The sequence below is a fragment of the Pseudomonas sp. B21-009 genome, assembly GCF_024749345.1.
In the GTDB taxonomy this organism is placed as follows: domain Bacteria; phylum Pseudomonadota; class Gammaproteobacteria; order Pseudomonadales; family Pseudomonadaceae; genus Aquipseudomonas.
Window position 1 is genome coordinate 690,281 of the sequence record NZ_CP087199.1, and the last position, 24,720, is coordinate 715,000.

Genomic DNA, 24,720 nt, shown 5'->3' on the forward strand with positions numbered 1-24,720 from the left:
GTTCTCCCTGAAATAGCTTCAAAGTGTGGACCATGATTGGCCATTGGTCGTTCGACTGGGCAAAAAACACCTACGCTGTAGCGGACCGTTTCGTAAAAGAGGATGTTACGTATGCGCTCATTGCGCCGGGTCGCGATCATTGGCGGCAATCGAATTCCGTTCTCCCGCTCCAACGGCCCTTATGCCAAGGCCAGCAACCAGGCAATGTTCACCGCTGCCCTCGAAGGGCTGATCGAGCGCTACAGCCTGCATGGCCTGCGTTTGGGCGAGGTGGTGGGCGGCGCGGTGCTCAAGCATTCGCGTGACATGAACATCAGCCGCGAAAGCGTGCTCGGCTCGCGGCTATCGCCGCAGACCCCGGCCTACGACGTGCAACTGGCCTGTGGCACGGGGCTGGAAACGGCGCTGCTGGTGGCCAACAAGATTGCCCTGGGGCAGATCGACAGCGCCATTGCCGGTGGCGTCGACACCACCTCCGATGCACCGATCGCGGTCAATGAAGGGCTGCGCCAGATACTGCTGCAAGCCAACCGCGCGCGCAGCACCGCCGACAAGCTCAAGGCCTTCTTGCACCTGCGCCCCGGGCATCTGAAGCCCGAGTTACCGCGCAATGGCGAAGCGCGCACCGGCCTGTCCATGGGCCAGCACTGCGAGCTGATGGCGCAGACCTGGCACATCCCCCGCCAGGATCAGGACGAACTGGCCCTGCGCAGCCACCACAACCTGGCCGCGTCGTTTGCCGAAGGCTGGCACGACGACCTGCTGACCCCGTTCCTGGGCCTGACCCGCGACAACAACCTGCGCCCGGACCTGACCCTGGAGAAACTCGCCAGCCTCAAGCCGGTGTTCGAGCGCAGCGACAAGGGCACGCTGACACCCGGCAACGCCACACCGCTGACCGACGGCGCCTCGGTGGTGCTGCTGGGCAGTGAAGACTGGGCCCGCGAGCGCGGCTTGCCGGTGCTGGCCTATCTGGTCGATGGCGAAACCGCCGCAGTGGATTTCGTCAAAGGCCATGAAGGGCTGCTGATGGCCCCGGCCTATGCCGTGCCCCGCTTGCTGGCGCGCAACGGCCTGAGCCTGCAGGATTTCGACTACTACGAAATCCACGAAGCCTTTGCCGCGCAGGTGCTGTGCACCCTCAAGGCCTGGGAAGACCCCGAGTACTGCAAGACCCGTCTGGGCCTGGATGCCGCACTGGGCTCAATCGACCGCAGCAAGCTCAACGTCAAGGGCAGTTCGCTGGCTGCCGGGCATCCCTTCGCCGCCACCGGCGGGCGCATTCTGGCCAACATGGCCAAGCTGCTGGCCAATGCCGGCAAGGGCCGTGGCCTGATCTCGATCTGCGCCGCCGGCGGTCAGGGGGTAACGGCGATCATCGAGCGTTGACCAGCGCCGCCGGGCTGGCTTGCCGGGCCGGGCGACTGGCGTAGTGCTCGGCCATGATCGAGCAGACGATCAACTGCAACGGGTGGTAGATCATGATCGGCAACAGGATCAGCCCCAGCCCCGGGTGCCCGGCGAAAATCAGCGCGGCCATCGGTGCGCCAGCAGCGAGGGATTTTTTGCTGGCACAGAATACCGCCGCAATCTCGTCCGCCGGGCTGAAGTTCAGGGCCCGCGCGGTGCGGGTGGTCAGCAGCAGAATCAACCCCAGCAGCACGGCGCTGCCCACCAGGGCCATGGCGATTACCGAGGCGCCTTGCTGCTGCCACATGCCCGAAACCATCGAGTTGCAGAACGCCGCATACACCAGCAGCAGGATCACCAGCTTGTCCATGACATTGGTGTAGCGCTTGTGCCGGGCGAAAAAGCGCCCGAACCAGGGCCGCAGCAACTGGCCGAGCAGCAGCGGCAGCAACAGGAGTGCGCACAGGTCGAGCAGGGTTGCGCCCAGATCAATGCCGTCGCTGCCGCTGCCGAGCACCAGGCTCACCAGCCAGGGGGTGAGGAAGATGCCTAGCACGCTAGACAGGCTGGCATTGAGGATCGCCGCCGGCACGTTGCCGCCGGCACTGCCGGTCAGTGCCACCGACGAGGAAATGGTTGAGGGCAGGGCACACAGATAGAAGAAACCCAGCATCAGCAGCGCCGGCAACTGGCTGCCGAGCACTTTATTGCCCAGCCACCACAGCAGCGGGAAGACCAGGAAGGTAAAGCCCTGGACCATCAGGTGCAGGCGCCAGTTCTTCAGGCCGTGGCGGATCTGTTCACTGGACAGGTTGATGCCGTGCAGGAAGAACACCAGGAACACGCCGACATTGATCACCACCTCGGCATGCAGCGCTCCGCCGCTACGGCCGAACTGCGGGAACAGCCAGGCGAGGAAGGTGGCGAGGAACATGCCGCAGAGGAACCAGTCGGTTACTACGCGTTTGAGGTGTTTGAGCGCTTGCATAGGCGGGCCTGCGAATCATTTTGTATTCATTGAGCCCAGAGGCTACGCTCGGCAGTGCTTACCGTCTTGCGACATAAGGCCAACTGATGCCGAGTAACGGACAAAAACTCAACGCTCGGGCGATTCCCCAACTGCAGTGCTTGCCCCGGCCCCTGTACGCCCGCGCTGAAAGCCTCGGTGCCGGCTCGTGGACGCCACGCCACCGGCATGACTGGGTGCAGTTCTCGTATGCGATCAGCGGCGTGCTCGGGGTCTATACCGCCGATGGCAGCTACTTTGCTCCACCGCAGTGGGGGGTATGGATTCCGGCCGGAGTCGAGCATGAGGTGCTGACCTCGATGCAGGCCGAGATGCGCAGCCTGTATGTTCGCCGCGAAGAAGCCAGCTGGGCCCCGGGGCAGTGCCGGGTGCTGGAGGTGACACCGCTGGCCCGCGAGCTGATCAAGCAGTTCTGCCTGTTGCCGGTGGACTATGCCGAGGGCGACAGCGCCGAGGCGCGGCTGGTCGCGGTGTTGCTCGACCAGTTGCGGGCGCTGCCGGAGGTGGGCTTTTCGCTGCCATTGCCGCAGCACCCGCGCTTGCTCGAGCTGTGTAACGAACTGCTCGAACAGCCCGAGCAGGGCCAGACGCTCGCGCAGTGGGCGCAGCGCCTGAACACCTCGGAAAAAACCCTGACGCGCCTGTTCCAGCGCGAAACCGGCCTGAGCTTTCGCGGCTGGCGCCAGCGCATGCGCCTGTTGTCATCGCTGACTGCGCTGGAGGCCGGGCAGAGCGTCACCGAGGCCGCGCTGGGCTGCGGTTACGACTCCACTTCGGCCTACATCGCCGCCTTCAAGGGCCTGTTCGGCTTTACCCCGGGCGAGCTGCGCCTGTAGCCCTCAGGTGCGAAAGCGCCGTACCAGCGCATCCAGTTCGTTGGACAAGCCGGCCAGGCTCTGCGAGTCCTGGCGCGCCGAATTGGCCAGCTCCGCCACCAGCTGTGCATCACCATGGATCTGGCTGATATGGCGGTTGATGTCCTCAGCCACCTGGTGCTGCTCTTCGGCGGCGGTGGCGATCTGCGTGTTCATGTCGCGGATGATGTCCACCGACTCGCGGATCTGCCCGAAGCTGTTGCGCGCCTGGCCGATACGGCTGACCGACTGTTGCGACACTTCCAGGCTGGCGTGCATCTGCTGGGCCACTTCACTGGTGCGGTTGGCCAGGTTGCCGAGCAGGTGGTCGATCTCGGCCGTGGAGTCGGCGGTGCGCTTGGCCAGCGCCCGCACTTCGTCGGCGACCACGGCAAAGCCGCGGCCCTGTTCACCGGCGCGCGCAGCTTCGATGGCGGCGTTAAGGGCCAGCAGGTTGGTTTGCTCGGCAATCGAGCGGATGGTGCCGAGGATCGACTGAATGGCATTGCTGTCGCGCTCCAGTTGCTGCATCGACTGCGCCGACTGTTCGATCTCCTGACTCAGGCGATCAACGCTTTGCACTGCCGCGTCGATCTGCTGTTGGCCTTCGCGGGCCTGCTGCTGGCCGCTGTCGGCGGAATCGGCGGCCTGGCTGCAGGAGCGGGCGACTTCGTTGGCGGTGGCGACCATTTCGTGGAAGGCGGTCGAGACCATGTCCACCGCTTCGCGCTGGCGCCCGGCGGCTTCGGCCATGTCATGGGAAACCTGGGTCGAGCTGCTGGAGGTGGCGAGGATTTTGTTCGCCGCCTGGCCGATGCTCTGGATCAGGTTGCGGATCGCGGCCAGGAACTGGTTGAACCAGTTGGCCAGTTGCGCGGTTTCGTCGCGCCCGCGCACCTCCAGGCTGCGGGTCAGGTCGCCTTCACCCTGGGCGATGCCTTCCAGGCCGCTGGTGACGCTGTGGATCGGGCGCACGATGAGCTTGGCAAAAGTCGCACCGACCAGGGCGAACACCGCCGTCAGCACGATGGCGATAGCGGCGACCAGCCAGGTCAGCTGGGTGGCGGTGTGCATCACTTCGTCATGGCGGATCAGGCCGATGAAATTCCAGCCCAGTTGCTCCGAAGGCCAGACGTTGGCCATGTAGCGTTCGCCGTCCAGCTCGACTTCGACCAGGCCCTTGCCGGCCTTGGCCAGTTGCGCGTAACCCTCGCCGAGGCTGCCCAGCTGCTTGAAGTTGTGCCCCGGATCGCGTGGGTCGACCAGCACGTTGCCGTTGTCTTCGAGCAGCATCAGGTAGCCGCTTTCACCGAGCTTGATCTGCTTGACGATCTCGGTCAGCTGCTTGAGCGAGACGTCGATATTGACCACGCCGCCGGGGTTGCCGAGCTGGTTGGCCACGGCGCGCACGGTGCTCACCAGCACGGCGTCATCGCCGGCCCAGTAATAGGCGTCGGTGCGCAGGGTCTTGCCCGGGGTGGCCATGGCCGCCTGGTACCAGGGGCGCTGGCGCGGGTCGTAGTTGGCCATTTTCGCATCGCCCGGCCAGAACGCGTAACCGCCATCGCTCAGACCGTAGGACACGTAGGAGTAGGCCGGATGACTGGCGGCGAGGCTGGCAAAGAAGTCGTAGAGTTTCTTGTCATGCTCGCCCAGGGCGATTTGCGCGGCATCGGCGCCCAGGTACTTTTTCACCTCGCCGCCGGTAGCGCTGACCAGTGGCTGGGTGGCCAGGTAGTCGACGTTCTGGCTGATGCCTTCGAAGAACAGTTGCATGGCGTTGGCCACCTGGCGGATCTCGCGGCTGCTGCCGTCGACGAAGCCTTCGCGGGCTTCACTGCGCAGGTTGAGGACCACCAGGGTGGCGACCAGAATCACCGGCAAGCCGGCGATTACGGCGAAGGCCCAGGTCAGTTTTTGTTTTATGTTCATCCGCGCTCCAGAATTTTTCTTGTAAACGTACGAGGCTGCTGCAGACTACATCGGCCGTGTGCTCTGGAAATAAAGTGTTACTTGGGGGAAATCCCCCGTGTTTATTGGTAATTGCCGAATTTTGTGACCGTTTGGTCGCCTTCGGGCAGAAAAAGAATGGCAAGTCAGGCTGATTGCCGTTACAACGCAGTGCGGTCTTGCTTCAGCGACAAGCAGGTTGCAGAACCTGTGACCTATAACAATCCCGTGTTTGGCCAGACAGGACCCCCGACAGAAACCGATGAAGACTCCAAAACGCATTGAACCGCTGGTTGAAGATGGACTGGTCGACGAAGTACTACGACCGCTGATGAGTGGCAAGGAGGCTGCGGTGTATGTGGTCCGCTGCGGTCGGGAGCTACGGTGCGCCAAGGTCTACAAAGAAGCCAACAAGCGCAGTTTCCGCCAGGCCGCCGAGTACCAGGAAGGCCGCAAGGTACGCAACAGCCGCCAGGCCCGGGCCATGGCCAAGGGCTCCAAGTTCGGCCGCAAAGAGGCAGAAGATGCCTGGCAGAACGCCGAAGTGGCGGCGCTGTTCCGCCTGGCCAATGCCGGTGTGCGGGTACCCAAGCCGTATGATTTTCTTGATGGCGTGCTGCTCATGGAGCTGGTCGCCGATGAACATGGCGACGCCGCGCCACGCCTGAACGACGTACACCTGGAGCCTGAACAGGCCCGCGAATACCACGCCTTCGTGATTCGCCAGATCGTGCTGATGCTTTGCACCGGCCTGGTCCATGGTGACCTTTCGGAGTTCAACGTGCTGCTCGGGCCAGACGGCCCGGTGATCATCGACCTGCCGCAAGCGGTCGACGCTGCTGGCAACAACCACGCGTTCAGCATGCTCGAGCGAGATGTCGGCAACATGGCCGCCTACTTCGGCCGTTTTGCCCCGGAGCTCAAGCAGACGCGCTATGCCCGTGAAATGTGGGCCCTGTACCAGGCCGGCAAGCTGCTGCCGGAAAGCCCGTTGACTGGGGTGTTCGCCGATGACGAGCACAGTGCCGACGTTGACGGTGTCATGCGCGAGATCGACGCGGCGCGCATCGATGAAGCCCGCCGGCGTGCGGCCAAGGCCGACGCCGAGCGGGGTACGGTCAAGGACGAAGAACCGGCGCCGCCCTGGCTCCAGTAAACGCGTCAGTGACAGCAACTGCCGCCGGCTGCCAGGTCCTTGAGGATCGGGCAGTCCGGGCGGTCGTCGCCCTGGCAGTGGGCAACCAGTTCGCTCAAGGTGTCACGCAAGCTCACCAGTTCCTCGATGCGCCGGTTGAGGTCGTCGATGTGCTGGCTGGCCAGGGCCTTTACGTCGGCACTGGCGCGCTGGCGGTCCTGCCACAGGGTCAGCAGGCGGGCGACTTCTTCTAATGAAAACCCCAGGTCCCGCGAGCGCTTGATGAATGCCAGTTGGTGCAGGTCTTCCTGCTGGTACAGGCGATAGCCGCTGTCGCTGCGCAGGGCCGGCTTGAGCAGGCCGATCGACTCGTAGTAGCGGATCATCTTCGCGCTCAGGCCCGAGCGGCGGGCGGCTTGGCCGATATTCATTGGGCATCGTCCTCAGGCGGGGTGGTCGGCTTCCAGGTTTTCAGCAATAGCGCGTTACTCACCACGCTGACGCTCGACAGCGCCATGGCGGCGCCGGCCAGCACCGGGTTGAGCATGCCGAAGGCGGCCAGGGGAATGCCGATCAGGTTGTAGATGAACGCCCAGAACAGGTTCTGGCGGATCTTGGCGTAGGTCTTGCGGCTGATCTCCAGGGCCGCCGGCACCAGGCGCGGGTCGCCGCGCATCAGGGTGATGCCTGCCGCCTGCATGGCCACGTCGGTGCCGCCACCCATGGCGATGCCGATGTCCGCAGCGGCCAGGGCCGGGGCGTCGTTGATACCGTCGCCGACCATGGCCACTACCCCGGACTGCTTGAGCGTGGCAACCGTGGCGGCCTTGTCGGCAGGCAGGACCTCGGCATACACGTCAGTGATGCCTAAGGCTTCGCCGACCACCTTGGCGCTGCCGCGGTTGTCGCCGGTCAGCAGGTGGCTGCTGATGCCTTGCCCGGCCAACTGGCGAACCGCTTGACCGGCGCCAGGCTTGAGGCTGTCACCGAAGGCGAACAGGCCCAGCACGCGCGGCTGCGGGCTGCGTTCGAGCAGCCACGACAGGGTCCGGCCTTCGGCTTCCCAGGTTTGGGCATCGGCGGCCAGCTCACCAGGCTGCAAGCCGCTTTCATCCAGCAGGCGGCGGTTGCCCAGGGCCAGCTCGCGACCGTCGAGGCTACCGGCGATACCCCGGCCGGTCAGCGACTGGCTGTTGCTGATATCAGCAACTCGCAGGCCTTGCTCTTCGCAGGCATCGAGCACCGCCTTGGCCAGCGGGTGCTCGCTGCCGCGCTGCAGGGCGCCGGCCATTTGCAGCAACTGCGCCTGGTCACCGGCCAGCGCACGGCTGTGGACGATGCGCGGGCTGCCGGAGGTCAGGGTGCCGGTCTTGTCGAACACCACGCGGTTGACCGCATGGGCACGCTCCAGTGCTTCGGCGTCCTTGATCAGGATGCCGTGGCGGGCAGCGACGCCGGTGCCGGCCATGATTGCCGTCGGTGTGGCCAGGCCCAAGGCGCACGGGCAGGCAATTACCAGCACGGCGACGGCGTTGATCAGCGCGGTTTCAATCGGCGCGCCGCTCAGCCACCAGCCCACCAGGGTAATCAGCGCCAGCACCAGCACGGCGGGGACGAACACCTGGCTGACCCGGTCGACCAGTTTCTGGATCGGTGCTTTGGCCGCCTGGGCGTCTTCGACCAGGCGAATGATGCGTGCCAGCACGGTTTCCGTGCCCAGCGCCAGGGTGCGGACCAGCAGGCGGCCTTCGCCGTTGATCGCGCCACCGGTGACCTTGTCGCCCGGTTGCTTCGGTACCGGCAGGCTTTCGCCGCTGATCAGTGCTTCGTCGGCGTGGCTCTGGCCCTCGACGACTTCACCATCGACCGGGAAGCGCTCGCCGGGCTTGACCAGCACCAGGTCATGCAGGCGCAGCTCGCTGATGGCGACATCGCGTTCCTGGCCGTCGACCAGCAACAGCGCGCGCTCCGGGCGCAGGGCCTCCAGGGCGCGGATGGCACTGGCGGTCTGGCGCTTGGCGCGGCTTTCCAGGTACTTGCCCAGCAGAATCAGGGCAATCACCACCGCCGATGCTTCAAAGTACAGGTGCGGCATGACCCCGGCGCTGGCTGTGGCCCATTCGTAGAGACTCAGGCCGTAACCGGCGCTGGTGCCGATGGCCACCAGCAGGTCCATATTGCCGGCCCCGGCGCGCACGGCTTTCCAGGCCGCGACATAAAAGCGCGCACCGAGGATGAACTGCACCGGGGTGGCCAGCACGAACTGCGCCCAGGCCGGCAGCATCCAGTGGATGCCGAAGGGTTGCAGGACCATTGGCAGCACCAGCGGCAGGGCCAGCAGCACCGCCAGGGCCACCGACCAGCGCTCCTTGCGCAGGCGGCGTTCGGCGTCGGCCTGGTTGACCTTGGCGCTCTGCGGCAGGCTGGCGCTGTAGCCGGCCTGGCTGACGGCATCGATCAGCACGTTGCTGTCGACCTGGCCCAGCAGCTGCAGGTGGGCGCGTTCGTTGGCCAGGTTGACGGTGACTTGCTGCACGCCCGCGACCTTGGCCAGGGCGCGCTCGACGCGCCCGGCGCAGGAGGCGCAGGTCATGCCGCCGATCTGCAGCTCGAGGGTTTGCGCGGGCACGCTGTAGCCGGCTTGTTCGACGGCTTCGACCAGCGCCGGCAAGCTGTCGGCCGGGGCCTGGATGCGGGCCTGTTCGGTGGCCAGGTTGACACTGACCTGTTCGGCACCGACGACCTTGCGCAGGGCGCGCTCGACCCGGCCAGCACAGCTGGCGCAGGTCATGCCGGCAATCGGCAGGTCGAACGTGGTAGATGCGGACATGGGGCACTCCTCCTTGGACAGGCCTCAAGCATCAACCTTGCCATGCGGGGAAGGTCAATAGCCCAGGCCGGCCCTGATCAGCTTGAGGCCATTCTGGTCCACGGCGATGCGGTATTTATTGATCTCGCCGGCCTTAAGCGTGAGCTTCTGGTTGCGCTGGTTCTCCAGGCCGTTCTGGCAGCCCGGCATCTGTGCCGGCAGCAGGCGCAGGCGCACCGCGACCTTGCCCGGCGGCAGGTTGAACGAGGTCGACTGTTCCTGGAACAGCCGCGCCGAAAGCTGGTCATTAAGGTACACGCCGATCTCGCACGAGGTCGCCACTTCCAGGCGCTCGCGGGAAATGGTCAGAATGCTGTAGTCGGCGTTGCCCTCGGCACTGGCCGCGGGCACCAGGCCCATTACTCCCAGCAGGCCGAAAAGGCCCAAAGCTGCCCTGCGCATGAATTCAAACTCCTGCAAATCGATTCTCAGGCTTGCAGCTTGGCGGAGCGGCGCGCTGATTTCCAGCCCGGCAGGCAATCCTCGCACTTGACCTTGCCCCGATGGCAAGCTTGAAACTGCGCTCAAACCCCACAGGAGGCTGTTGCAATGCAAGTATTCACTGTTCAAGGAATGACCTGCGGCCATTGCGCCAAAGCTATCACGCGTGCCGTTCGCGAGCATGATGATGAGGCTGTGGTCGAGATCGATCTGGCGCGCAAGCAGGTCAAAGTGCAGAGCGATTTGCCGGCAGACAATATTCTCAAGGCAATTCGTGCCGAGGGCTACGGCGCCGAGCCAGCCTGACCGCCGACGCCCGCGCGGTGGCTAAAAGATTCATCGCGCAGGCGTAACTCTGTCAGCGAAACCCCGGCAGGGCGGTTAGACTAGCGGACTTGCTTAGCCTGCTACGGATTTCCGATGAACCTGCGAACCATCCTGATTCTCGGCGCCTTGAGTGCGTTCGGGCCCCTGGCGATCGACTTCTACCTGCCCGGTTTCCCGGCCATGGCACTGGCCTTTGGCACCGACGAGAAGCACATCCAGACCACCCTCGCGGCATACTTCCTTGGCCTGTCGCTGGGCCAGCTGGCTTATGGGCCGGTGGCCGACCGCTTTGGCCGGCGCATTCCGCTGCTGGTCGGGGTGACCCTGTTCACCCTGGCGTCGCTGGCCTGCGCTTTCGCCCCGAGCCTTGATGCATTGATTCTGGCGCGTTTCGTCCAGGCCCTCGGCGGTTGCGCCGGGATGGTGCTGTCGCGGGCGATCGTCAGCGACAAGTGCGATGCGGTGGGATCGGCCAAGGTCTTCTCGCAGCTGATGTTGGTCATGGGCCTGGCGCCGATCCTGGCGCCCATGCTCGGTGGCCTGATGGTCAACCTGTACGGCTGGCAGTCGATCTTCATTGCCCTGACCCTGTTCAGTGCCCTGTGCACCCTGGCCGTGGCCCTGGGCCTGCCGGAAAGCCTGCCGGCCAACCAGCCGCGCCCGCCGTTGTCCGGTTCGCTGCGCCAGTACGGCCGGCTGTTCAAGGACCGTATCTTCCTCGGCCACGCCTTGACCGGCGGCATCGCCATCGCTGGCATGTTTGCCTACATCGCCGGCTCGCCGTTCGTCTTCATCAAGCTCTATGGGGTGCCGGCCGAGCACTATGGCTGGCTGTTCGGCAGTAACGCAGCGGGGTTCATTCTGGTGGCGCAGGTCAACGCACGGCTGCTGGCCAAGCGTGGCCCGGCCTTCTTGCTGGCCCGGGCGGTGTGGGTTTACCTGGCGGCGGGCCTGACCTTGCTGGGCATCAGCGCCTTGCACCCGGAAGCGCTGTGGCCATTGCTGATTCCGTTGTTCATTTGTATCGCCAGCCTCGGCTGCATCATCCCCAATGCCTCGGCCTGCGCCATGAGCGGGCAGGGCGCCCGTGCCGGCAGCGCTTCAGCCCTGCTCGGTTGCCTGCAGTTCAGTGTGGCGGCCGCGGCGGCGGCGCTGGTGGGGGTGCTGCACGACGGCACGGCGGTGCCGATGGCCATCGTCATCAGCCTGTGTGGCCTGGCGGTGGTGAGCGTGGCAATGCTCACCCGCAGGCTGAACCTCAGCCGCTCCGTTTGAGCGGGTGGGGCGCCTGGAGACGGGTTTGCAGGGTGTTGACGAAGGCGCGGGCCTCGGCCTCGCTGCGAAAGCTGACCACGTGCTGGTCGAGCTGGACCTGCCAGGGGCAGCCGGGCTTTTTTGCTGATGCACTGACCTGGATATTCATATCTGCTTACCTGAGGTTGGCGTTGGCTGATGCATTGTAGCGCCGGCCACGGGCAGCGGAATGACCTGGATCAGTTGTCGGACTGACGGTCGCGCCCACCCCGTAAACGAGGGGGGCGCGCCTTTTCAGAAGCCTTCGAGGACGATCTTGCCCTTGGCCGCACCGCTTTCCAGCAGGGCATGGGCGCGGCGCAGGTTGGCGGCATTAATGGTGCCGAAGTGTTCGCCGAGGGTGGTTTTCAGCGTGCCGCTGTCGATCAGTTCGGCCACCCGGTTGAGCAGCTTGTGCTGTTCGAGCATGTCGGCGGTTTCGAACAGCGAGCGGGTGTACATGAACTCCCAGTGCAGCGACAGGCTCTTGCGCTTGAGTTTGGTCACGTCCAGCTGTTTGGGATCATCGATCAGCGCCAGTTTGCCTTGCGGTGCCAGGGCTTCGACCAGTTGATCAAGGTGCTGGTCGGTCTGGGTCAGGCTGGCCACGTGGGTGACCTGCTCGATGCCCTGGGCCTTGAGTGCGGCGGCCAGCGGCTGGCTGTGATCGACGACGTTATCGGCACCTAGCTCACGGACCCAGTCCTGGGTTTGCGGGCGCGAGGCGCTGCCAATCACGCTGAGGCCGGTGAGTTTGCTGGCCAGTTGCGTGAGGATCGAGCCGACCCCGCCGGCGGCACCGACGATCAACAGGCTCTGGCCCAGGTCCTGCTGGCCTTCAGCGATTTGCAGGCGTTCGAACAGCAGCTCCCAGGCCGTGATGGCGGTCAACGGCAGCGCCGCCGCTTCGGCAAAGCCGAGGGTTTTCGGCATGTGGCCGACGATGCGCTCATCCACCACGTGCAGCTCGCTGTTGCCGCCGGCACGGGCGATGGAGCCTGCGTAGTAAACCTTGTCACCCGGCTGGAACAGGCTGACCTCGCTGCCCACCGCCTTGACCACCCCGGCCACGTCCCAGCCCAGCACCTTGGCGGCGCCAGCCTCTGGCTGCACGTTCTGGCGCACCTTGGTATCCACCGGGTTCACCGAGATCGCACGCACCTCCACCAGCAAGTCGCGTGGGCCAGGCTCCGGGGCTGGCAGTTCGATGTCCTGCAGGGCTGCTGCATCGCTGATGGGCAGGGAGTGATAGTAGGCAATGGCTTTCATGGAGATTCCTCGCTGGGTAGTCAATGCGGGCCATGATTGGTGCTTTCACTTGCGGTTAAAAGCCGCTAAAACTACAGATACTTTCAATATTATTTTGATAATGGCGGGTGTGTTGGGTGCGTATCGATGATCTGCAGTTGTTCGTTCGTGCCGCCGAACTGGGCAGCCTGTCGGCGGCGGCGCGCCTGCTCGACTTGTCACCGGCGGTGGCCAGCGCCTCGCTCAAGCGTCTGGAGCAGCAATTGGGCGTGCGCCTGCTGGCGCGTTCGACCCGCAACCTGCGGTTGACCGCCGAGGGCGAGGGATTTTTGCAGCATGCCCGTTCCGCCCTGGCGAGCCTGGAGGAGGGCCGGCGAATCCTGGCCCATGGGCAGGATCAAGTCAGCGGTACCTTGCTGTTGTCGGCACCGTCCGATTTTGGTCGCAACGTACTGTTGCCGTGGCTCGATGAACTGCAGCACGAACATCCGCAACTGAACCTGCGCCTGTTGCTGGGCGACCGCAATGCCGACCTGTTTCGCCAGCCGGCCGATATCGCCCTGCGCTATGGCGCCCCGGAAGACTCAAGCCTGGTGGCCTTGCCAGTGTGCGCGGACAACCGTCGGGTGCTGTGTGCCTCACCCGCCTACCTGGCCCGGTACGGCGCGCCGATGGAAGTCACGCATCTGGCCCAGCACAATTGCCTGCTGTACCAGCTTGGCAACCGCGTGCATGACCATTGGCGCTTTGGCGAGGGCGCCAATGAGGTGGGCGTGAGCGTCAGCGGCGATCGCTTTTGTGACGATGCCGATGTGGTTCGGCGCTGGGCGCTGGCGGGTGTCGGCATCGCTTACAAGTCCTGGCTGGATGTGGCCTATGACGTGCAGGCCGGGCGCTTGAGGTTACTGTTGCCTCACGTGCATGGTGAAGCCGCGCCGTTGAACCTGATGTGCACGCACCGGGCGCAACTGGGCAAGCCGGTGCAGTTGTTGCGAAATATGCTTCGAGCTCGTTGTCAGGCATTGTTTGAGAAGTTGCCTGGTATTACAGGCTAAAGTAATTTGAATTTCCCACATTCCTACGTGGTTAGCAGGTAGCATTTGTGAGTTACAGTAAAATTTATTGTAGGTTTTATCTGGCGATATAACGTCAAGAATAATCCGCCAGTTGCGGGCAAGATATGTAACGTGGGGCTTGGGCTGCAGATGTGCAAACGTCTCTGCAGAGCCTTTGAAGACGGCCCCTGCCAAGGTTGCCCATACCATGGAGATCCGCCGGATTAAGTTCGCGCAACGCGGCTTATAATGGATCCAGCAGTCATTTCCAGCGAGAGATACTTCCATGTCCAGGGCGGCAACTGACGCCTCTCACACGACGTTCTGATAACTTCCACTTCCTGCTTTTCTGGCATCGGACACCTCGCAGTAAATGCTGCCGACATGGTTAATCAATCGATATCAGACATGATCTCGCAGGGAGTTTGAGATATGAAGCCAGTAACAAGTATCAGCCAGATCGCCAGCTTGTTGGCCGACCCGAAACGCAGTGCAATGCTATGGGCCTTGATCGATGGTATGGCCCGTCCTTCCGATGAGCTTGCCAGCATGGCCGGGCTGACGCCTTCTTCGGCCTGTGCCCACCTGGCCAGGTTGTCGGCCAGTGGCTTGTTGAAGCTGGAGCCGCGGGGGCGCAAACGTTATTTCAGGCTGGCCGCGCCGGAGGTCGGCGCGGCTGTCGAAGCGCTGGCCAGTGTCCAGGTCAAAACCCCCGAAGACAGCCGCGAACAAGAGGTGGGCGGCATCCCGTTGTCCATGCGCCGGGCGAGGCTGTGCGGTGATCACCTGGGGGGCGAGTTGGCGGCGGACCTTTATCAGCGCCTGTTCGATGCTGGCTGGCTGGAGGGCAGCGAGCAGCACATCGAAGTCACCCAGTATGGACGTAGCCAGTTCGCCACCTACGGCATTTTCATCGAGGCGCTGGCCCAGCATCAACGTCGAAGCTTCAGCAGTTGCCGCTGTTGCAGTGAGTGGAGCGATCATCGCCCGCATCTGGGCGGCGCGCTGGGCAGTAGCCTGCTCAAGTTGTTCTTGCAGTCTGGCTGGATCCGCGAGAGTGAAACCTCGCGCATGCTGCAGATCAGTGCCGCAGGTCTGGCTCACATCAACCGTATGGCCCAGGTTGCCGTGTTGAAGACTGCTGGCTGAACCCAGGAGGTACGGTGTCTGGCGAGGTCGCTGCTGACAATGCGCCCGAAGGCAGATGCCGTGACACTCGGGGTTGGCACAACTTCCGGGGGACGGAGTGGGAGCAGATTCACCGGTACGTCGGATCGACGCGAAGGACTGCATCGCAGTCCGGTCTGTGGGGCCGCTGTGCGACCCTTCGTGGCGAATCCGTTCCCACCTTCGGCCCGTCAGGGTTTGACCAACCGCGCATCCAGGCTGTTCTGCGCCAGGCGCCGTGCCTGTTCCTGGGTCATGCCCAGGTGTTCATGCAGGGCCTGGAAGTTCTCGGTGACGTAGCCACCGAAGTACGCCGGGTCATCGGAATTGACCGTGACCTTCACGCCACGCTCGAGCATGTCGAGGATGTTGTGCTGGCTCATATGGTCGAACACGCACAACTTGGTGTTGGACAGTGGGCAGACGGTCAGCGGGATTTGCTCGTCGATGATCCGCTGCATCAGCCGCTCGTCCTCGATGGCGCGCACGCCGTGGTCGATCCGCTGGATCTTGAGCAGGTCGATGGCTTCCCAGATGTACTCGGGCGGGCCTTCTTCACCGGCGTGGGCAACGGTCAGGAAACCTTCACTGCGGGCACGGTCGAACACGCGCTGGAACTTGCTCGGCGGATGGCCCATTTCCGAGCTGTCGAGGCCGACGGCGATGAAGGCATCGCGAAACGGCAGGGCCTGGTCGAGGGTCTTGTGCGCTTCTTCTTCACTGAGGTGGCGCAGGAAGCTGAGGATCAGGCCGCTGCTGATGCCCAGTTGTTGCTGGCCATCCTTGAGTGCGCCGCTGATGCCGTTGAGCACCACTTCGAAAGGGATGCCGCGGTCAGTGTGGGTCTGCGGGTCGAAGAACGGCTCGGTGTGAATCACGTTCTGCGCCTTGCAGCGCTGCAGATAGGCCCAGGTCAGGTCGTAGAAGTCCTGCTCGGTGCGCAATACGTCGGCACCCTGATAGTAGAGGTCGAGAAATTCTTGCAGGTTGTTGAACGCGTAGGCGCCGCGCAGGGCTTCGACATCATTCCAGGGCAGGGCGATCTTGTTGCGCTCGGCCAGGGCGAACAGCAACTCGGGCTCCAGCGATCCTTCCAGGTGCAGGTGCAATTCTGCCTTGGGCAGAGCGTTAAGCCAGTCGTACATAGTGGTGAAATCTCATCAGGTGCGGTTGCCGTCATTCTACAGAGCTTGCGCTGCCCGCGCGGAGAAAGCTGACCAGGCGGTTGGCCGGGGAAACCTTCTACAGTGACTACAGTCACTAGCCAGTACCCACCTGCGCAGGGCCGCCGATGCTTGCACTTCTTAATCAGGAAAAGCCGCTGCTGCTTGCAGTGCTGCTGGCCGCGCTGGCCTGGCCGCTGCAGGGCCAGCTGCTCGGACATGGCCATGGCCTGGCGCTGTTTGCCGGCGCGGTGCTGGTGGCGGCGATCATCTGTGCCTCGATGCGCGTGGCCCAGCACGCCGAGCTGCTAGCGGAAAAAGTCGGCGACCCTTACGGCACCATGATCCTGACCCTGTCGGCGGTGATGGTCGAGGTGCTGATCCTGGCGATCATGATGAGCAACCAGGCGTCGCCGACCCTGGTGCGGGACACCATCTATTCGGCGGTGATGCTCGACATCAATGGCATCCTCGGCCTGGCCGCGCTGATGGGCGGGCTCAAGCATGGCGAGCAGTCGTACAACGATGATTCGGCGCGCACCTACAGCGTGATGATCATGACTGCCATGGGCGTGTCGATGGTAGTGCCGGAGTTCATTCCGCGGGCCGACTGGAAGCTCTATTCGGGGTTCACCATCGCCGCGATGGTGGTGCTCTATGCCTTGTTCCTGCGCATGCAGGTCGGGCCGCACAGTTACTTCTTCAGTTACAGCTATCCACAGAAAAAGCGCCGCGACCCGCAGGGCGGTACACCGGCGCCGGTGAATAAAGTCCGCTCGATCGCGATTCTGGTCAGCGGCGTGGTGATCATCGGCCTGCTTGCCGAAGTCATGTCGCACACCCTGGACTACGGCCTGGAAGGCAGCGGCGCGCCGCCGGTGCTGATGGCTATTGTGGTGGCGGCCATTTCTGCCGCCCCGGAGATTCTCACTGCCTTGCGCGCAGCATTGGCCAACCGCATGCAGTCGGTGGTCAATATCGCCCTGGGCGCGTCGCTGTCCACGGTGATATTGACCGTTCCGCTGATGGAGGCGATGGCGCTCTACACTGGCCAGCCGTTCCAGATGGCCATGACACCGGTGCAAACGGTGATGATCTTCATCACCCTGATTGTCAGCGCGATCAACCTGAACGATGGCGAAACCAACGCGATCGAGGGCATGACCCACTTCGTGCTGTTCGCCACCTTCATCATGCTGGCATTGCTCGGCCTTTGAGCCTTCAGCCAGCGATCAACTGGGCGGCGGCCTGACGGTGATCGGCGATCAGTTTCTGCACGTCGAGGCCTTCGATCTGGCCATCGATCACCCGCCACTGGCCGCCGACCATGACCCGGTCGGCGCGGTCGGCGCCGCACAGCAGCAGCGCCGAGAGTGGATCGTGGCTACCGGAGAAGCGCAGTTCATCGAGTTTGAACAAGGCCAGGTCAGCCTGTTTGCCCACCGCCAGTTCGCCGATGTCGGTACGCCCGAGCAACTGCGCCGAGCCGCGGGTGGCCCAGCCCAGCACCAGCTCCGGGGTGATCGCTTCGGCGCCATAGCGTAGCCGTTGCAGGTACAGGGCCTGGCGCGCTTCGAGAATCATGTTCGATGCGTCGTTGGAGGCCGAACCGTCCACGCCCAAGCCCACTGGCGCGCCGGCGCCGGTCAGTTCCAGGGTCGGGCAGATGCCCGAAGCCAGGCGCATGTTCGAACTCGGGCAATGGCAGATGCCGGTGCCGGCGGCGCCCAGGCGGGCGATCTCGTCCGGATTGAAATGGATGCCATGGGCCAGCCAGGTGCGCGGCCCGAGCCAGCCGACGCTGTCGAGGTAATCGACCGTGCGCAGGCCGAAACGCTGCAGGCAGAAGTCTTCTTCGTCGAGGGTTTCAGCCAGGTGGGTGTGCAGGCGCACGTCCAGCTCTGCGGCGAGGTCAGCGCTGGCGCGCATGATCTCAGGGGTGACCGAGAACGGCGAGCAGGGTGCCAGGGCGATCTGGATCTGCGCACCGTCGCCACGCTCGTGGTAGCTGTGGATAAGTCGCTGGCTGTCGGCCAGGATCACTTCGCCCTGTTGCACTGTCTGTTGCGGCGGCAGGCCGCCGTCGGCTTCGCCCAGGCTCATGGAGCCACGGGTGAGCATGGCGCGCATGCCCAGTTTGCGCACCGCTTCGACCTGCACATCGATGGCGTTTTCCAGGCCATCGGGGAACAGGTAATGGTGATCGGCGGCAGTGGTGCAGCCCGACAGTAACAGCTCGGCCAGGGCCACGCGGGTCGCCAGTTCAAGCTTGGCCGGCGTCAGCCGGGCCCAGACCGGGTAGAGGGTTTTCAGCCAGGGGAACAAAGGCTGATTGACCACCGGCGCCCAGGCGCGGGTCAGGGTCTGGTAGAAGTGGTGGTGGGTGTTGATAAGCCCCGGCAGCACCACGTGTTCGCGGGCGTCGAAGACTTGTCCACAGGGGCGGGCCGGGGCTTGCCCTAGGCCGAGAACTTCGTTGATACGGCCGTCTTCGATGACCAGGCCGCCACGGGCGTCGAGGGTGTTGGCGGTGAAGATGGCCAGGGGGTTTTTCAACCAGATACGGGTCGCAGGCATGGTGCCGGCTCCTCTGAAAGTGGGTTCAGGTTAGCCAGCTCAGTGTTGCCCTGTCTGCTGATCCAGGTCCGCCGCGGTGGGCGAGGTGTCGAGTCTACACCCACCGCGCGAGGTTTCACCAGATCAGGCTTTCGCCTTTGTAGTTGATGAATTGCAGGCCACCTTTGCCGGCATTGGCCTTGATCTGCTCAAGCATGCCGCGGGTGCTGGTGAGCACGTCGATCTCGGCGTTTTCCCCGCCCATGTCGGTTTTCACCCAGCCCGGGTGCATGGCCAGGACGGTTTGCTGTGGCTGTTGCAGAGTAACGAAGCTGTTGATCATCGAGTTCAAGGCCGCCTTGCTGGCCTTGTACAGGCACATCTCGCTGCCGTCGGGAATGGCGACGCTGCCAAGGATCGAACTCATGAACGCCAGCACGCCGTCTTCGCGCAGTTGCGGGGCCAGGTGCTGGGCCACGCGAATGGGCGATACGGCATTGGTCAGGAACAGCTCGCCGACATCGGCCAGTTGCGCGCGCTCAGGGTTCTGGTCACCCGGGCCCATGACCCCGGCATTGACGAACAGCAGGTCAAACACCTGCCCCTGCAAGCGTTGCTGGAGGGCATCCAGTTGGCTGCCACTGTTCATTTCCAGGGTTTCGACCTGCACCCGGGGCAGGGCGCTGAGGGTATCGGCCCTGGCCGGGTCGCGTACGGTAGCGATCACGTTCCAGCCGTCTTCCACCAGGCGTTGCACCAGGCCAAGGCCCAGGCCGCGCGAGGCGCCGATGATCAGGGCGGTTTTGTTCGTGGACATGGAGAACTCCTTTCGAGGGTTATCAAACGTTGATCAAAGAATAACCAGTCTAGCCAAGCCGTGGCCCGGCAAGCCGTTGGCGCAGGGGTGCACGGCTTATCCACAGCTTGCTCCACAGTATTTGTGTGCAAGCATGCAGGCTGGGTACAAGCCGTGTAGTGGTGGCTTGCATGCGCAATAACTGGGGATAACTTACTGATTTTTCGCCAGTTCAAGCGCTGTCATGAAATCTTGATCAAAATATGATCGTTCTTCTGCAGGCCCCGTGGTTAAAGGCTCGCAGGCGAATGCCCAGAGCTTATCCACAGCCGGGCCCACAGTGAATGTGGGCAAATGTTCAGGCCCGTTCCAGCAGGATGCGGCCACGGCTGAGGTCGGCCAACTGGCGTTGCAGCGCCTCGATCTGTTCCTCGCCCAGGGCCAGGCGCAGGTCGACGCCATTGGCGGTGAACTGTTCGTCCAGCATCAGGCCATCAGCCTCGGCCACGCGCAATTTGAGCAGTGCCAATTCGCTGAAGCTGCAACTGCAGGTCAGTTCGCTGCGGCTGACCAGCAAGCGCTTTTCTGCCTGCTGCAGGCACTTGTTGGCGCCGCCGCCGTAAGCGCGGGCCAGGCCGCCGGTGCCCAGTTGAATGCCGCCGTACCAGCGGATCACCAAGACTACCACCTGGTCGCAGTCCTGCGCCTCGATGGCCGCCAGGATCGGCCGCCCGGCGGTGCCGCCGGGTTCGCCGTCGTCGCTGCTGCGGTATTGCCCGCCCAGTTTCCAGGCCCAGCAGTTGTGGGTGGCGGCGAGGTCGCTGTGGCGTTCGATGAAGCTCATGGCTTCGGCCGGGCTACTGATTGGTGCAGCCAGGGTGATGAAACGGCTCTTGCGAATCTCTTCGCGAAACTCGCAGGTGTCGAGCAGGGTAAAAGGCATAAGGCAGATTCAGTCGCGAGGTGTCAGGCCACAGCCTTTAAGAATGATTTGGATAAGATTGTTGCTGGCATCTTCCATGTCCTGCTTGGTCAGGCGGCTGCGGCCGGTGACCTGGCAGATCTGGGTGGCGAAGTCGGCATAGTGCTGGGTGCTGCCCCAGAGCAGGAAGATCAGGTGCACCGGGTCGACCGGGTCCATCTTGCCGGCGTCGATCCAGGCCTGGAACACTGCGGCACGGCCCTTGAACCAGGCACGGTAGTCTTCGCTGAAATAGTCGCTCAGGCACTGCCCGCCGCTGATGATCTCCATGGCGAAGATCCGCGAGGCTTGCGGGTTGCGCCGGGAGAATTCCATCTTGGTGCGAATGTAGCTGCTCAAGGCCAGGGCCGGGTCGTCGTCGACGGTCAGGGCGTTGAAGGTGCTGTCCCACAACTCGATGATGTTGCTCAGCACCGCCACATACAGGCCGAGCTTGTTGGTGAAGTAGTAATGCAGGTTGGCCTTGGGCAGCCCGGCCTTGAGGGCGATGGTGTTCATGCTGGTGCCCTTGAAACCGTGGCGGGCGAATTCGTCCTCGGCGGCCTGGATGATGGCCTGCTCGTTCTTCTGGCGAATGCGGCCGGCGGGCTTGCCCGAGGCTTGGAGGCGATGCGCAGGGACTTCAAAGGTCATGAACGATTCCAGACAAGGCAATGGGTATCTCTTATGACTGGCTAACCTACCAGCATTAGCCCTCAGCGAGTAGCCGCCAGGCTTTCGAGGAAGCTTTCCAGGACCAGGTGCGGGCGCCGGCCCTTGCGCGTTACCCAGCACAGGCTCAGGTCATAAAAGCGCTCGGCGGGCTTGAGTGCCCGCAGCCGGCCTTGTTGTACCCAGAAGGTCGCGTAGTGGTCGGGCAGGTAGCCGATGTAGCGCCCGGTCAGAATCAGGAAGGCCATGCCTTCGCGGTCCGAGGCACTGGCGGTGCAGTTGAGCGCCTGGTAATGGGCCTGGACATCGGCGGGCAGGCGGAAGGTCGGGGCGATGGCGTCCTGGCTGTTGAGGCGCTCATCGTCCAGTTGCCGGTCGTCGGCGTAAAACAACGGATGACCGACCGCGCAGAACAGCAGTGAACGTTCGCTGTACAGCGGCTGGTACTCAAGGCCCGACAGCGGGCTGGTCTGCGGCACCACGCCAACGTGCAGGCTGCCATCGAGCACGCCTTGCTCGACCTGGCTGGGGGCGATCATGCGGATCTGGATACGCACGTCCGGGCCGCGGTCCTTGAGCTGGGCCAGGGCATGGGTGATGCGCATGTGCGGCAGGGTCACCAGGTTGTCGGTCAGGCCGATGTTCAGCTCGCCACGCAAATGCTGGTGCAGGCCGTTGACCTCGGTGCGAAAGCTTTCCAGGGCGCTGAGCAATTGCAACGCCGATTGATACACCTCGCGGCCCTCCTCGGTCAGCGAAAAACCGGCGCGGCCGCGCTGGCACAGGCGCAGGCCCAGGCGCTGCTCAAGGTCGCTCATCTGCTGGCTGATGGCCGAGCGGCCGATGCCCAGGACGTTCTCGGCGGCCGAAAAGCCGCCGCACTCCACCACGCTGCGGTAGATCTTCAGCAGGCGGATATCGAAATCGCTGACCTGGGCCAGGGGTTGTGGACGTTTCACGCGGTGCCTTTGCGTTGAGGAACATGAAAGGCAGACAACATACGCTGATCAGACATTCTCGCGCCAGCGGCGCGCCTGGACGAGCAGGGCCGGGGCAAAGTGCAACAGCAGCATGCGCACCAGGTGGTGCGACAGCACCAGCACCACGTTCAGCCCACCGCTGAAGGCGACGATGGCAATGGTTTCGATGGCCCCGGGCATGTAGGCCAGCCACAAAGTGAATGGATCACTGCCCAGCACCTTGGCGGCCACCCCGGCAAAGACGGCAGCGACCAGCAGCATCAGGCCCACCGACATCAGCCCGGCGCCGCCGTGACGGACCAGCTCCTTGAGGCTGATTTCCCTGAACCTGGCGCCGATCAGCACACCGAGGATCAGCGCGGCAAAATCGACGCTCCAGCCGGGCAGATGAAACGCCTGGAGCAAGCCCAGCTTTACATAGACCGCCGTGGCGATGATCGCCGTGAGCATGAAGGGCGCAGGAACACCAAGCTTGAGCAGCAGGCGCCCGAGCAGGATGCACAGGGCAAGCAGCGACGCCAGGGTCAGCAACAGGCCTGGATTAAGCGCGGTGCTCGCGCTTGCAGGGACATCGCTACCGGCGCGAATGCTCAGGCTGACCAGCAGGGTAATCGACACCAGGCGCATCAGGTGCACAACGATCACCTTGCTCGAAGCCCGTTCCGACTCGAGCAAGTCGAACACCGCAGCCAGGGCGCCGGGGTACACCGCCAGCAGTGAATCCTTGAGGTTCCAGCCGCACCCCCTGAACAGCCACAGGCCGGCGATGGCAATCTGCGCACTCAGGCACAGCAGCAGAAAACCCAGGCTCGGCAGGATGCTGGCCACCGTGTCGCTGTCCCAGGCTTCGAACATCAAGCCGGTGGCGATACCCATGACCAGTTGCACGTATTCCAGACCAAAGCGCAGGTCGGGGGTAAAGCGCAGCCGGCTGACCAACATGGCGCTGGCGACGATGGCGCCCAGCAACAGCCCGTGAGGCACACCGGCAAACTGTACGGCGGCGCCAACCAGGGCGCAGATCAGTAAACACAGGATGGTTTTCATGGTGAGTGTGCTTGCGCGTCCTGCGCCAAGTCTCCTGAAGGGGCCGCCCGCATCATGCGCCTTGCCGGGGTGCATGGAAACACTTTGTAACATCGTTGCGGCTGGATGTTTTGAATTAATGTTTAGCCGGTGGTGATCTGAAGATTAGAAAAGCCAGATTTTCCAAACCTTAAGCCCATGCCAATTTAGGCACAACAACACTTGTCGCTGCCCAATTGCCTTGCGAGGACTTGTCCGATGAATCTGCCTGAAAACGCTCCTGTCGGTCTGGCCAGCCAGCTCAAGCTGGACGCCCACTGGATGCCCTACACCGCCAACCGCAATTTTCAGCGCGATCCACGGCTGATCGTCGCCGCCGAAGGCAGCTACCTGACCGACGACAAGGGCCGCAAGATTTATGACGCCCTGTCCGGCTTGTGGACTTGCGGCGCCGGTCACACCCGCAAGCAGATCCAGGAAGCAGTATCGCGCCAATTGGGCGTGCTCGATTACTCGCCGGCTTTCCAGTTCGGCCACCCGCTGTCGTTCCAACTGGCCGAGAAAATCACCGACCTGACCCCGGGCAACCTCAATCACGTCTTCTATACCAACTCCGGTTCCGAGTGCGCCGACACCGCGGTGAAGATGGTCCGTGCCTACTGGCGCCTGAAAGGCCAGGCCACCAAGACCAAGCTGATCGGCCGTGCCCGTGGCTATCACGGGGTGAATATCGCCGGTACCAGCCTGGGTGGCGTCAACGGCAACCGCAAGCTGTTCGGCCAGTTGCTCGACGTCGATCACATTCCGCACACCCTGCTGCCGGGCAATGCCTTCACCAAAGGCATGCCGGAGGAGGGCGGTATCGCCCTGGCCGATGAAATGCTCAAGCTGATCGAGCTGCACGATGCTTCGAACATCGCCGCGCTGATTGTCGAGCCGCTGGCCGGTTCCGCAGGTGTACTGCCACCGCCGAAGGGCTACCTGAAGCGTCTGCGGGAAATCTGCGACCAGCACAACATCCTGCTGATCTTCGACGAAGTCATCACCGGCTTCGGCCGCATGGGCTCGATGTTCGGTGCCGATGCCTTCGGCGTCACCCCGGATCTGATGTGCATCGCCAAGCAAGTCACCAACGGCGCCATCCCGATGGGCGCGGTGATCGCCAGCAGCGAGATCTACCAGACCTTCATGAACCAGCCGACCCCGGAATACGCGGTGGAATTCCCCCACGGCTACACCTACTCGGCGCACCCGGTCGCCTGCGCCGCCGGTCTCGCCGCGCTGGACCTGCTGGAGAAAGAAAACCTGGTGCAATCGGCCGCCGAACTGTCGCCGCACTTCGAGAAGGTGCTGCACGGGGTCAAGGGCGCGAAGAACATCATCGACATCCGTAACTACGGCCTGGCCGGCGCCATCCAGATTGCCGCCCGCGACGGTGACGCCATCGTGCGTCCATACGAGATCGCCATGAAGCTGTGGAAAGCCGGCTTCTATGTACGCTTCGGCGGCGACACCCTGCAGTTCGGCCCAACCTTCAACAGCCAGCCGCAGGAACTGGACCGCCTGTTCGATGCGGTCGGCGAGGCCATCAACCAGGTCGATTGATTCTCCCTCTATATATAAGCAGCGGGCGCGAGTGATCTCGCGCCCAGGCATACCCTCTTTCTGGAGTTCTGCATGAGCACTGTTCAACACCTGATCAACGGCGAACTGGTTGCTGCCGACACGCGCACCGCCGATGTCTTCAACCCGTCCACTGGCCAGGCCATCCACAAGGTTGCCCTGGCCAG

Annotated in this window: 24 protein-coding genes and 1 pseudogene (1 of these 25 running past the window's edge); 10 read left to right on the top strand and 15 right to left on the bottom strand. The window is 63.5% G+C overall.

Annotated features, from left to right (window positions below):
- Positions 1 to 111 precede the first annotated feature (111 nt).
- Positions 112 to 1,389: an acetyl-CoA C-acetyltransferase gene (locus LOY34_RS03065; protein WP_093376436.1), complete on the top strand. Its 1,278-nt coding sequence runs from the start codon at positions 112 to 114 to the stop codon at positions 1,387 to 1,389.
- Here the strand turns inward: LOY34_RS03065 and LOY34_RS03070 are convergent.
- Positions 1,376 to 2,398 (bottom strand): bile acid:sodium symporter family protein, encoded by a 1,023-nt coding sequence (locus LOY34_RS03070; protein ID WP_093376432.1) that lies wholly within the window; start codon positions 2,396 to 2,398, stop codon positions 1,376 to 1,378. The genes LOY34_RS03065 and LOY34_RS03070 overlap by 14 nt on opposite strands.
- An 86-nt stretch (positions 2,399 to 2,484) precedes the next feature.
- On the opposite strand from LOY34_RS03070, the gene LOY34_RS03075 reads away from it, so the two are divergent.
- On the top strand, positions 2,485 to 3,273 hold the full coding sequence (locus LOY34_RS03075; protein WP_195885612.1) for a helix-turn-helix transcriptional regulator: 789 nt from the start codon (positions 2,485 to 2,487) through the stop codon (positions 3,271 to 3,273).
- A gap of 3 nt (positions 3,274 to 3,276) precedes the next feature.
- Here LOY34_RS03075 and LOY34_RS27415 read toward each other — a convergent pair whose 3' ends face one another.
- Together LOY34_RS27415 and LOY34_RS27420 are read right to left on the bottom strand one after the other, a co-directional pair.
- A complete protein-coding gene (locus tag LOY34_RS27415) occupies positions 3,277 to 4,044 on the bottom strand; it encodes a methyl-accepting chemotaxis protein (RefSeq protein ID WP_404944413.1) in 768 nt (255 codons plus the stop codon).
- A 90-nt stretch (positions 4,045 to 4,134) separates the two neighbouring features.
- Positions 4,135 to 5,223, bottom strand: a pseudogene (locus LOY34_RS27420) (cache domain-containing protein); the annotation flags it as partial.
- 280 nt (positions 5,224 to 5,503) lie between these two features.
- Between LOY34_RS27420 and LOY34_RS03085 the strand changes: the two are divergent.
- Positions 5,504 to 6,397: a PA4780 family RIO1-like protein kinase gene (locus LOY34_RS03085; protein WP_045197075.1), complete on the top strand. Its 894-nt coding sequence runs from the start codon at positions 5,504 to 5,506 to the stop codon at positions 6,395 to 6,397.
- Between the two features lie 5 nt (positions 6,398 to 6,402).
- Here LOY34_RS03085 and cueR read toward each other — a convergent pair whose 3' ends face one another.
- From cueR to LOY34_RS03100, 3 genes are read right to left on the bottom strand one after another with little or no spacing between them, the layout of a single operon-like run.
- Entirely contained in the window at positions 6,403 to 6,807 is a 405-nt protein-coding gene (gene cueR, locus LOY34_RS03090; RefSeq protein WP_010221738.1) for a Cu(I)-responsive transcriptional regulator, read from the bottom strand.
- Entirely contained in the window at positions 6,804 to 9,206 is a 2,403-nt protein-coding gene (locus LOY34_RS03095; RefSeq protein ID WP_195885614.1) for a heavy metal translocating P-type ATPase, read from the bottom strand. The genes cueR and LOY34_RS03095 overlap by 4 nt, the downstream gene beginning before the upstream one ends.
- Positions 9,207 to 9,260: 54 nt before the next feature.
- Entirely contained in the window at positions 9,261 to 9,647 is a 387-nt protein-coding gene (locus tag LOY34_RS03100; protein ID WP_045197115.1) for a hypothetical protein, read from the bottom strand.
- Positions 9,648 to 9,794: 147 nt separating this feature from the next.
- On the opposite strand from LOY34_RS03100, the gene LOY34_RS03105 reads away from it, so the two are divergent.
- Together LOY34_RS03105 and LOY34_RS03110 are read left to right on the top strand one after the other, a co-directional pair.
- Positions 9,795 to 9,992, top strand: a complete 198-nt coding sequence (locus LOY34_RS03105; RefSeq protein WP_045197079.1) for a heavy-metal-associated domain-containing protein — start codon at positions 9,795 to 9,797, stop codon at positions 9,990 to 9,992.
- Positions 9,993 to 10,106: 114 nt separating this feature from the next.
- Positions 10,107 to 11,288: a multidrug effflux MFS transporter gene (locus LOY34_RS03110; protein ID WP_195885615.1), complete on the top strand. Its 1,182-nt coding sequence runs from the start codon at positions 10,107 to 10,109 to the stop codon at positions 11,286 to 11,288.
- Here LOY34_RS03110 and LOY34_RS03115 read toward each other — a convergent pair.
- The gene (locus LOY34_RS03115; protein ID WP_176794194.1) at positions 11,272 to 11,436 is read right to left on the bottom strand and encodes a hypothetical protein; all 165 of its coding nucleotides are present in this window, start codon (positions 11,434 to 11,436) and stop codon (positions 11,272 to 11,274) included. The two genes, LOY34_RS03110 and LOY34_RS03115, sit on opposite strands and share 17 nt — an antisense overlap.
- A 125-nt stretch (positions 11,437 to 11,561) precedes the next feature.
- Positions 11,562 to 12,575, bottom strand: coding sequence for a zinc-binding alcohol dehydrogenase family protein (locus tag LOY34_RS03120; protein WP_195885616.1), 1,014 nt, complete (start codon positions 12,573 to 12,575; stop codon positions 11,562 to 11,564).
- A gap of 116 nt (positions 12,576 to 12,691) precedes the next feature.
- Here LOY34_RS03120 and LOY34_RS03125 point away from each other — a divergent pair, with 116 nt between their 5' ends.
- Together LOY34_RS03125 and LOY34_RS03130 are read left to right on the top strand one after the other, a co-directional pair.
- Positions 12,692 to 13,609: a LysR family transcriptional regulator gene (locus LOY34_RS03125; RefSeq protein ID WP_195885617.1), complete on the top strand. Its 918-nt coding sequence runs from the start codon at positions 12,692 to 12,694 to the stop codon at positions 13,607 to 13,609.
- 432 nt (positions 13,610 to 14,041) lie between these two features.
- Positions 14,042 to 14,758 carry a helix-turn-helix transcriptional regulator gene (locus tag LOY34_RS03130; RefSeq protein ID WP_045197087.1) on the top strand — a complete coding sequence of 239 codons (717 nt, stop codon included), beginning with the start codon at positions 14,042 to 14,044 and terminating at the stop codon, positions 14,756 to 14,758.
- A 209-nt stretch (positions 14,759 to 14,967) separates the two neighbouring features.
- Here LOY34_RS03130 and LOY34_RS03135 read toward each other — a convergent pair whose 3' ends face one another.
- Positions 14,968 to 15,921 (bottom strand): adenosine deaminase, encoded by a 954-nt coding sequence (locus tag LOY34_RS03135; protein ID WP_195885618.1) that lies wholly within the window; start codon positions 15,919 to 15,921, stop codon positions 14,968 to 14,970.
- Positions 15,922 to 16,067: 146 nt separating this feature from the next.
- Between LOY34_RS03135 and LOY34_RS03140 the strand changes: the two genes are divergently transcribed.
- Positions 16,068 to 17,156 (top strand): calcium:proton antiporter, encoded by a 1,089-nt coding sequence (locus LOY34_RS03140; protein ID WP_093376411.1) that lies wholly within the window; start codon positions 16,068 to 16,070, stop codon positions 17,154 to 17,156.
- 4 nt (positions 17,157 to 17,160) lie between these two features.
- Here LOY34_RS03140 and LOY34_RS03145 read toward each other — a convergent pair whose 3' ends face one another.
- From LOY34_RS03145 to LOY34_RS03170, 6 genes are all read right to left on the bottom strand, one after another.
- The gene (locus tag LOY34_RS03145) at positions 17,161 to 18,516 is read right to left on the bottom strand and encodes an 8-oxoguanine deaminase (RefSeq protein ID WP_195885619.1); all 1,356 of its coding nucleotides are present in this window, start codon (positions 18,514 to 18,516) and stop codon (positions 17,161 to 17,163) included.
- Between the two features lie 115 nt (positions 18,517 to 18,631).
- Entirely contained in the window at positions 18,632 to 19,312 is a 681-nt protein-coding gene (locus tag LOY34_RS03150) for an SDR family oxidoreductase (RefSeq protein WP_195885620.1), read from the bottom strand.
- 337 nt (positions 19,313 to 19,649) lie between these two features.
- Entirely contained in the window at positions 19,650 to 20,234 is a 585-nt protein-coding gene (locus tag LOY34_RS03155) for a YigZ family protein (protein ID WP_195885621.1), read from the bottom strand.
- Between the two features lie 9 nt (positions 20,235 to 20,243).
- Positions 20,244 to 20,906, bottom strand: a complete 663-nt coding sequence (locus LOY34_RS03160) for a TetR/AcrR family transcriptional regulator (protein ID WP_093376396.1) — start codon at positions 20,904 to 20,906, stop codon at positions 20,244 to 20,246.
- A 62-nt stretch (positions 20,907 to 20,968) separates the two neighbouring features.
- Positions 20,969 to 21,883, bottom strand: coding sequence for a LysR family transcriptional regulator (locus LOY34_RS03165; protein WP_195885622.1), 915 nt, complete (start codon positions 21,881 to 21,883; stop codon positions 20,969 to 20,971).
- Between the two features lie 48 nt (positions 21,884 to 21,931).
- A complete protein-coding gene (locus LOY34_RS03170) occupies positions 21,932 to 22,951 on the bottom strand; it encodes an AbrB family transcriptional regulator (protein ID WP_195885623.1) in 1,020 nt (339 codons plus the stop codon).
- A 237-nt stretch (positions 22,952 to 23,188) separates the two neighbouring features.
- Between LOY34_RS03170 and LOY34_RS03175 the strand changes: the two genes are divergently transcribed.
- Both LOY34_RS03175 and LOY34_RS03180 read left to right on the top strand, forming a co-directional pair.
- On the top strand, positions 23,189 to 24,535 hold the full coding sequence (locus LOY34_RS03175; protein WP_093376384.1) for an aspartate aminotransferase family protein: 1,347 nt from the start codon (positions 23,189 to 23,191) through the stop codon (positions 24,533 to 24,535).
- A 72-nt stretch (positions 24,536 to 24,607) separates the two neighbouring features.
- A protein-coding gene (locus LOY34_RS03180; protein WP_045197105.1) for a CoA-acylating methylmalonate-semialdehyde dehydrogenase crosses the window boundary here: on the top strand, positions 24,608 to 24,720 show its 5' end (the start). Its footprint extends 1,381 nt past the window's final position; the window shows 113 of its 1,494 coding nt (coding positions 1–113); it begins with the start codon at positions 24,608 to 24,610; its stop codon lies off the right edge, out of view.

Coding starts and splice junctions, on each gene's coding strand:
- LOY34_RS03065 (WP_093376436.1), top strand. CDS start 112: ATGCGCTCATTGCGCCGGGTCGCGATCATTGGCGGCAATCGAATTCCG.
- LOY34_RS03070 (WP_093376432.1), bottom strand. CDS start 2,398: ATGCAAGCGCTCAAACACCTCAAACGCGTAGTAACCGACTGGTTCCTC.
- LOY34_RS03075 (WP_195885612.1), top strand. CDS start 2,485: ATGCCGAGTAACGGACAAAAACTCAACGCTCGGGCGATTCCCCAACTG.
- LOY34_RS27415 (WP_404944413.1), bottom strand. CDS start 4,044: ATGGCCGAAGCCGCCGGGCGCCAGCGCGAAGCGGTGGACATGGTCTCG.
- LOY34_RS03085 (WP_045197075.1), top strand. CDS start 5,504: ATGAAGACTCCAAAACGCATTGAACCGCTGGTTGAAGATGGACTGGTC.
- cueR (WP_010221738.1), bottom strand. CDS start 6,807: ATGAATATCGGCCAAGCCGCCCGCCGCTCGGGCCTGAGCGCGAAGATG.
- LOY34_RS03095 (WP_195885614.1), bottom strand. CDS start 9,206: ATGTCCGCATCTACCACGTTCGACCTGCCGATTGCCGGCATGACCTGC.
- LOY34_RS03100 (WP_045197115.1), bottom strand. CDS start 9,647: ATGCGCAGGGCAGCTTTGGGCCTTTTCGGCCTGCTGGGAGTAATGGGC.
- LOY34_RS03105 (WP_045197079.1), top strand. CDS start 9,795: ATGCAAGTATTCACTGTTCAAGGAATGACCTGCGGCCATTGCGCCAAA.
- LOY34_RS03110 (WP_195885615.1), top strand. CDS start 10,107: ATGAACCTGCGAACCATCCTGATTCTCGGCGCCTTGAGTGCGTTCGGG.
- LOY34_RS03115 (WP_176794194.1), bottom strand. CDS start 11,436: ATGAATATCCAGGTCAGTGCATCAGCAAAAAAGCCCGGCTGCCCCTGG.
- LOY34_RS03120 (WP_195885616.1), bottom strand. CDS start 12,575: ATGAAAGCCATTGCCTACTATCACTCCCTGCCCATCAGCGATGCAGCA.
- LOY34_RS03130 (WP_045197087.1), top strand. CDS start 14,042: ATGAAGCCAGTAACAAGTATCAGCCAGATCGCCAGCTTGTTGGCCGAC.
- LOY34_RS03135 (WP_195885618.1), bottom strand. CDS start 15,921: ATGTACGACTGGCTTAACGCTCTGCCCAAGGCAGAATTGCACCTGCAC.
- LOY34_RS03140 (WP_093376411.1), top strand. CDS start 16,068: ATGCTTGCACTTCTTAATCAGGAAAAGCCGCTGCTGCTTGCAGTGCTG.
- LOY34_RS03145 (WP_195885619.1), bottom strand. CDS start 18,516: ATGCCTGCGACCCGTATCTGGTTGAAAAACCCCCTGGCCATCTTCACC.
- LOY34_RS03150 (WP_195885620.1), bottom strand. CDS start 19,312: ATGTCCACGAACAAAACCGCCCTGATCATCGGCGCCTCGCGCGGCCTG.
- LOY34_RS03155 (WP_195885621.1), bottom strand. CDS start 20,234: ATGCCTTTTACCCTGCTCGACACCTGCGAGTTTCGCGAAGAGATTCGC.
- LOY34_RS03160 (WP_093376396.1), bottom strand. CDS start 20,906: ATGACCTTTGAAGTCCCTGCGCATCGCCTCCAAGCCTCGGGCAAGCCC.
- LOY34_RS03170 (WP_195885623.1), bottom strand. CDS start 22,951: ATGAAAACCATCCTGTGTTTACTGATCTGCGCCCTGGTTGGCGCCGCC.
- LOY34_RS03175 (WP_093376384.1), top strand. CDS start 23,189: ATGAATCTGCCTGAAAACGCTCCTGTCGGTCTGGCCAGCCAGCTCAAG.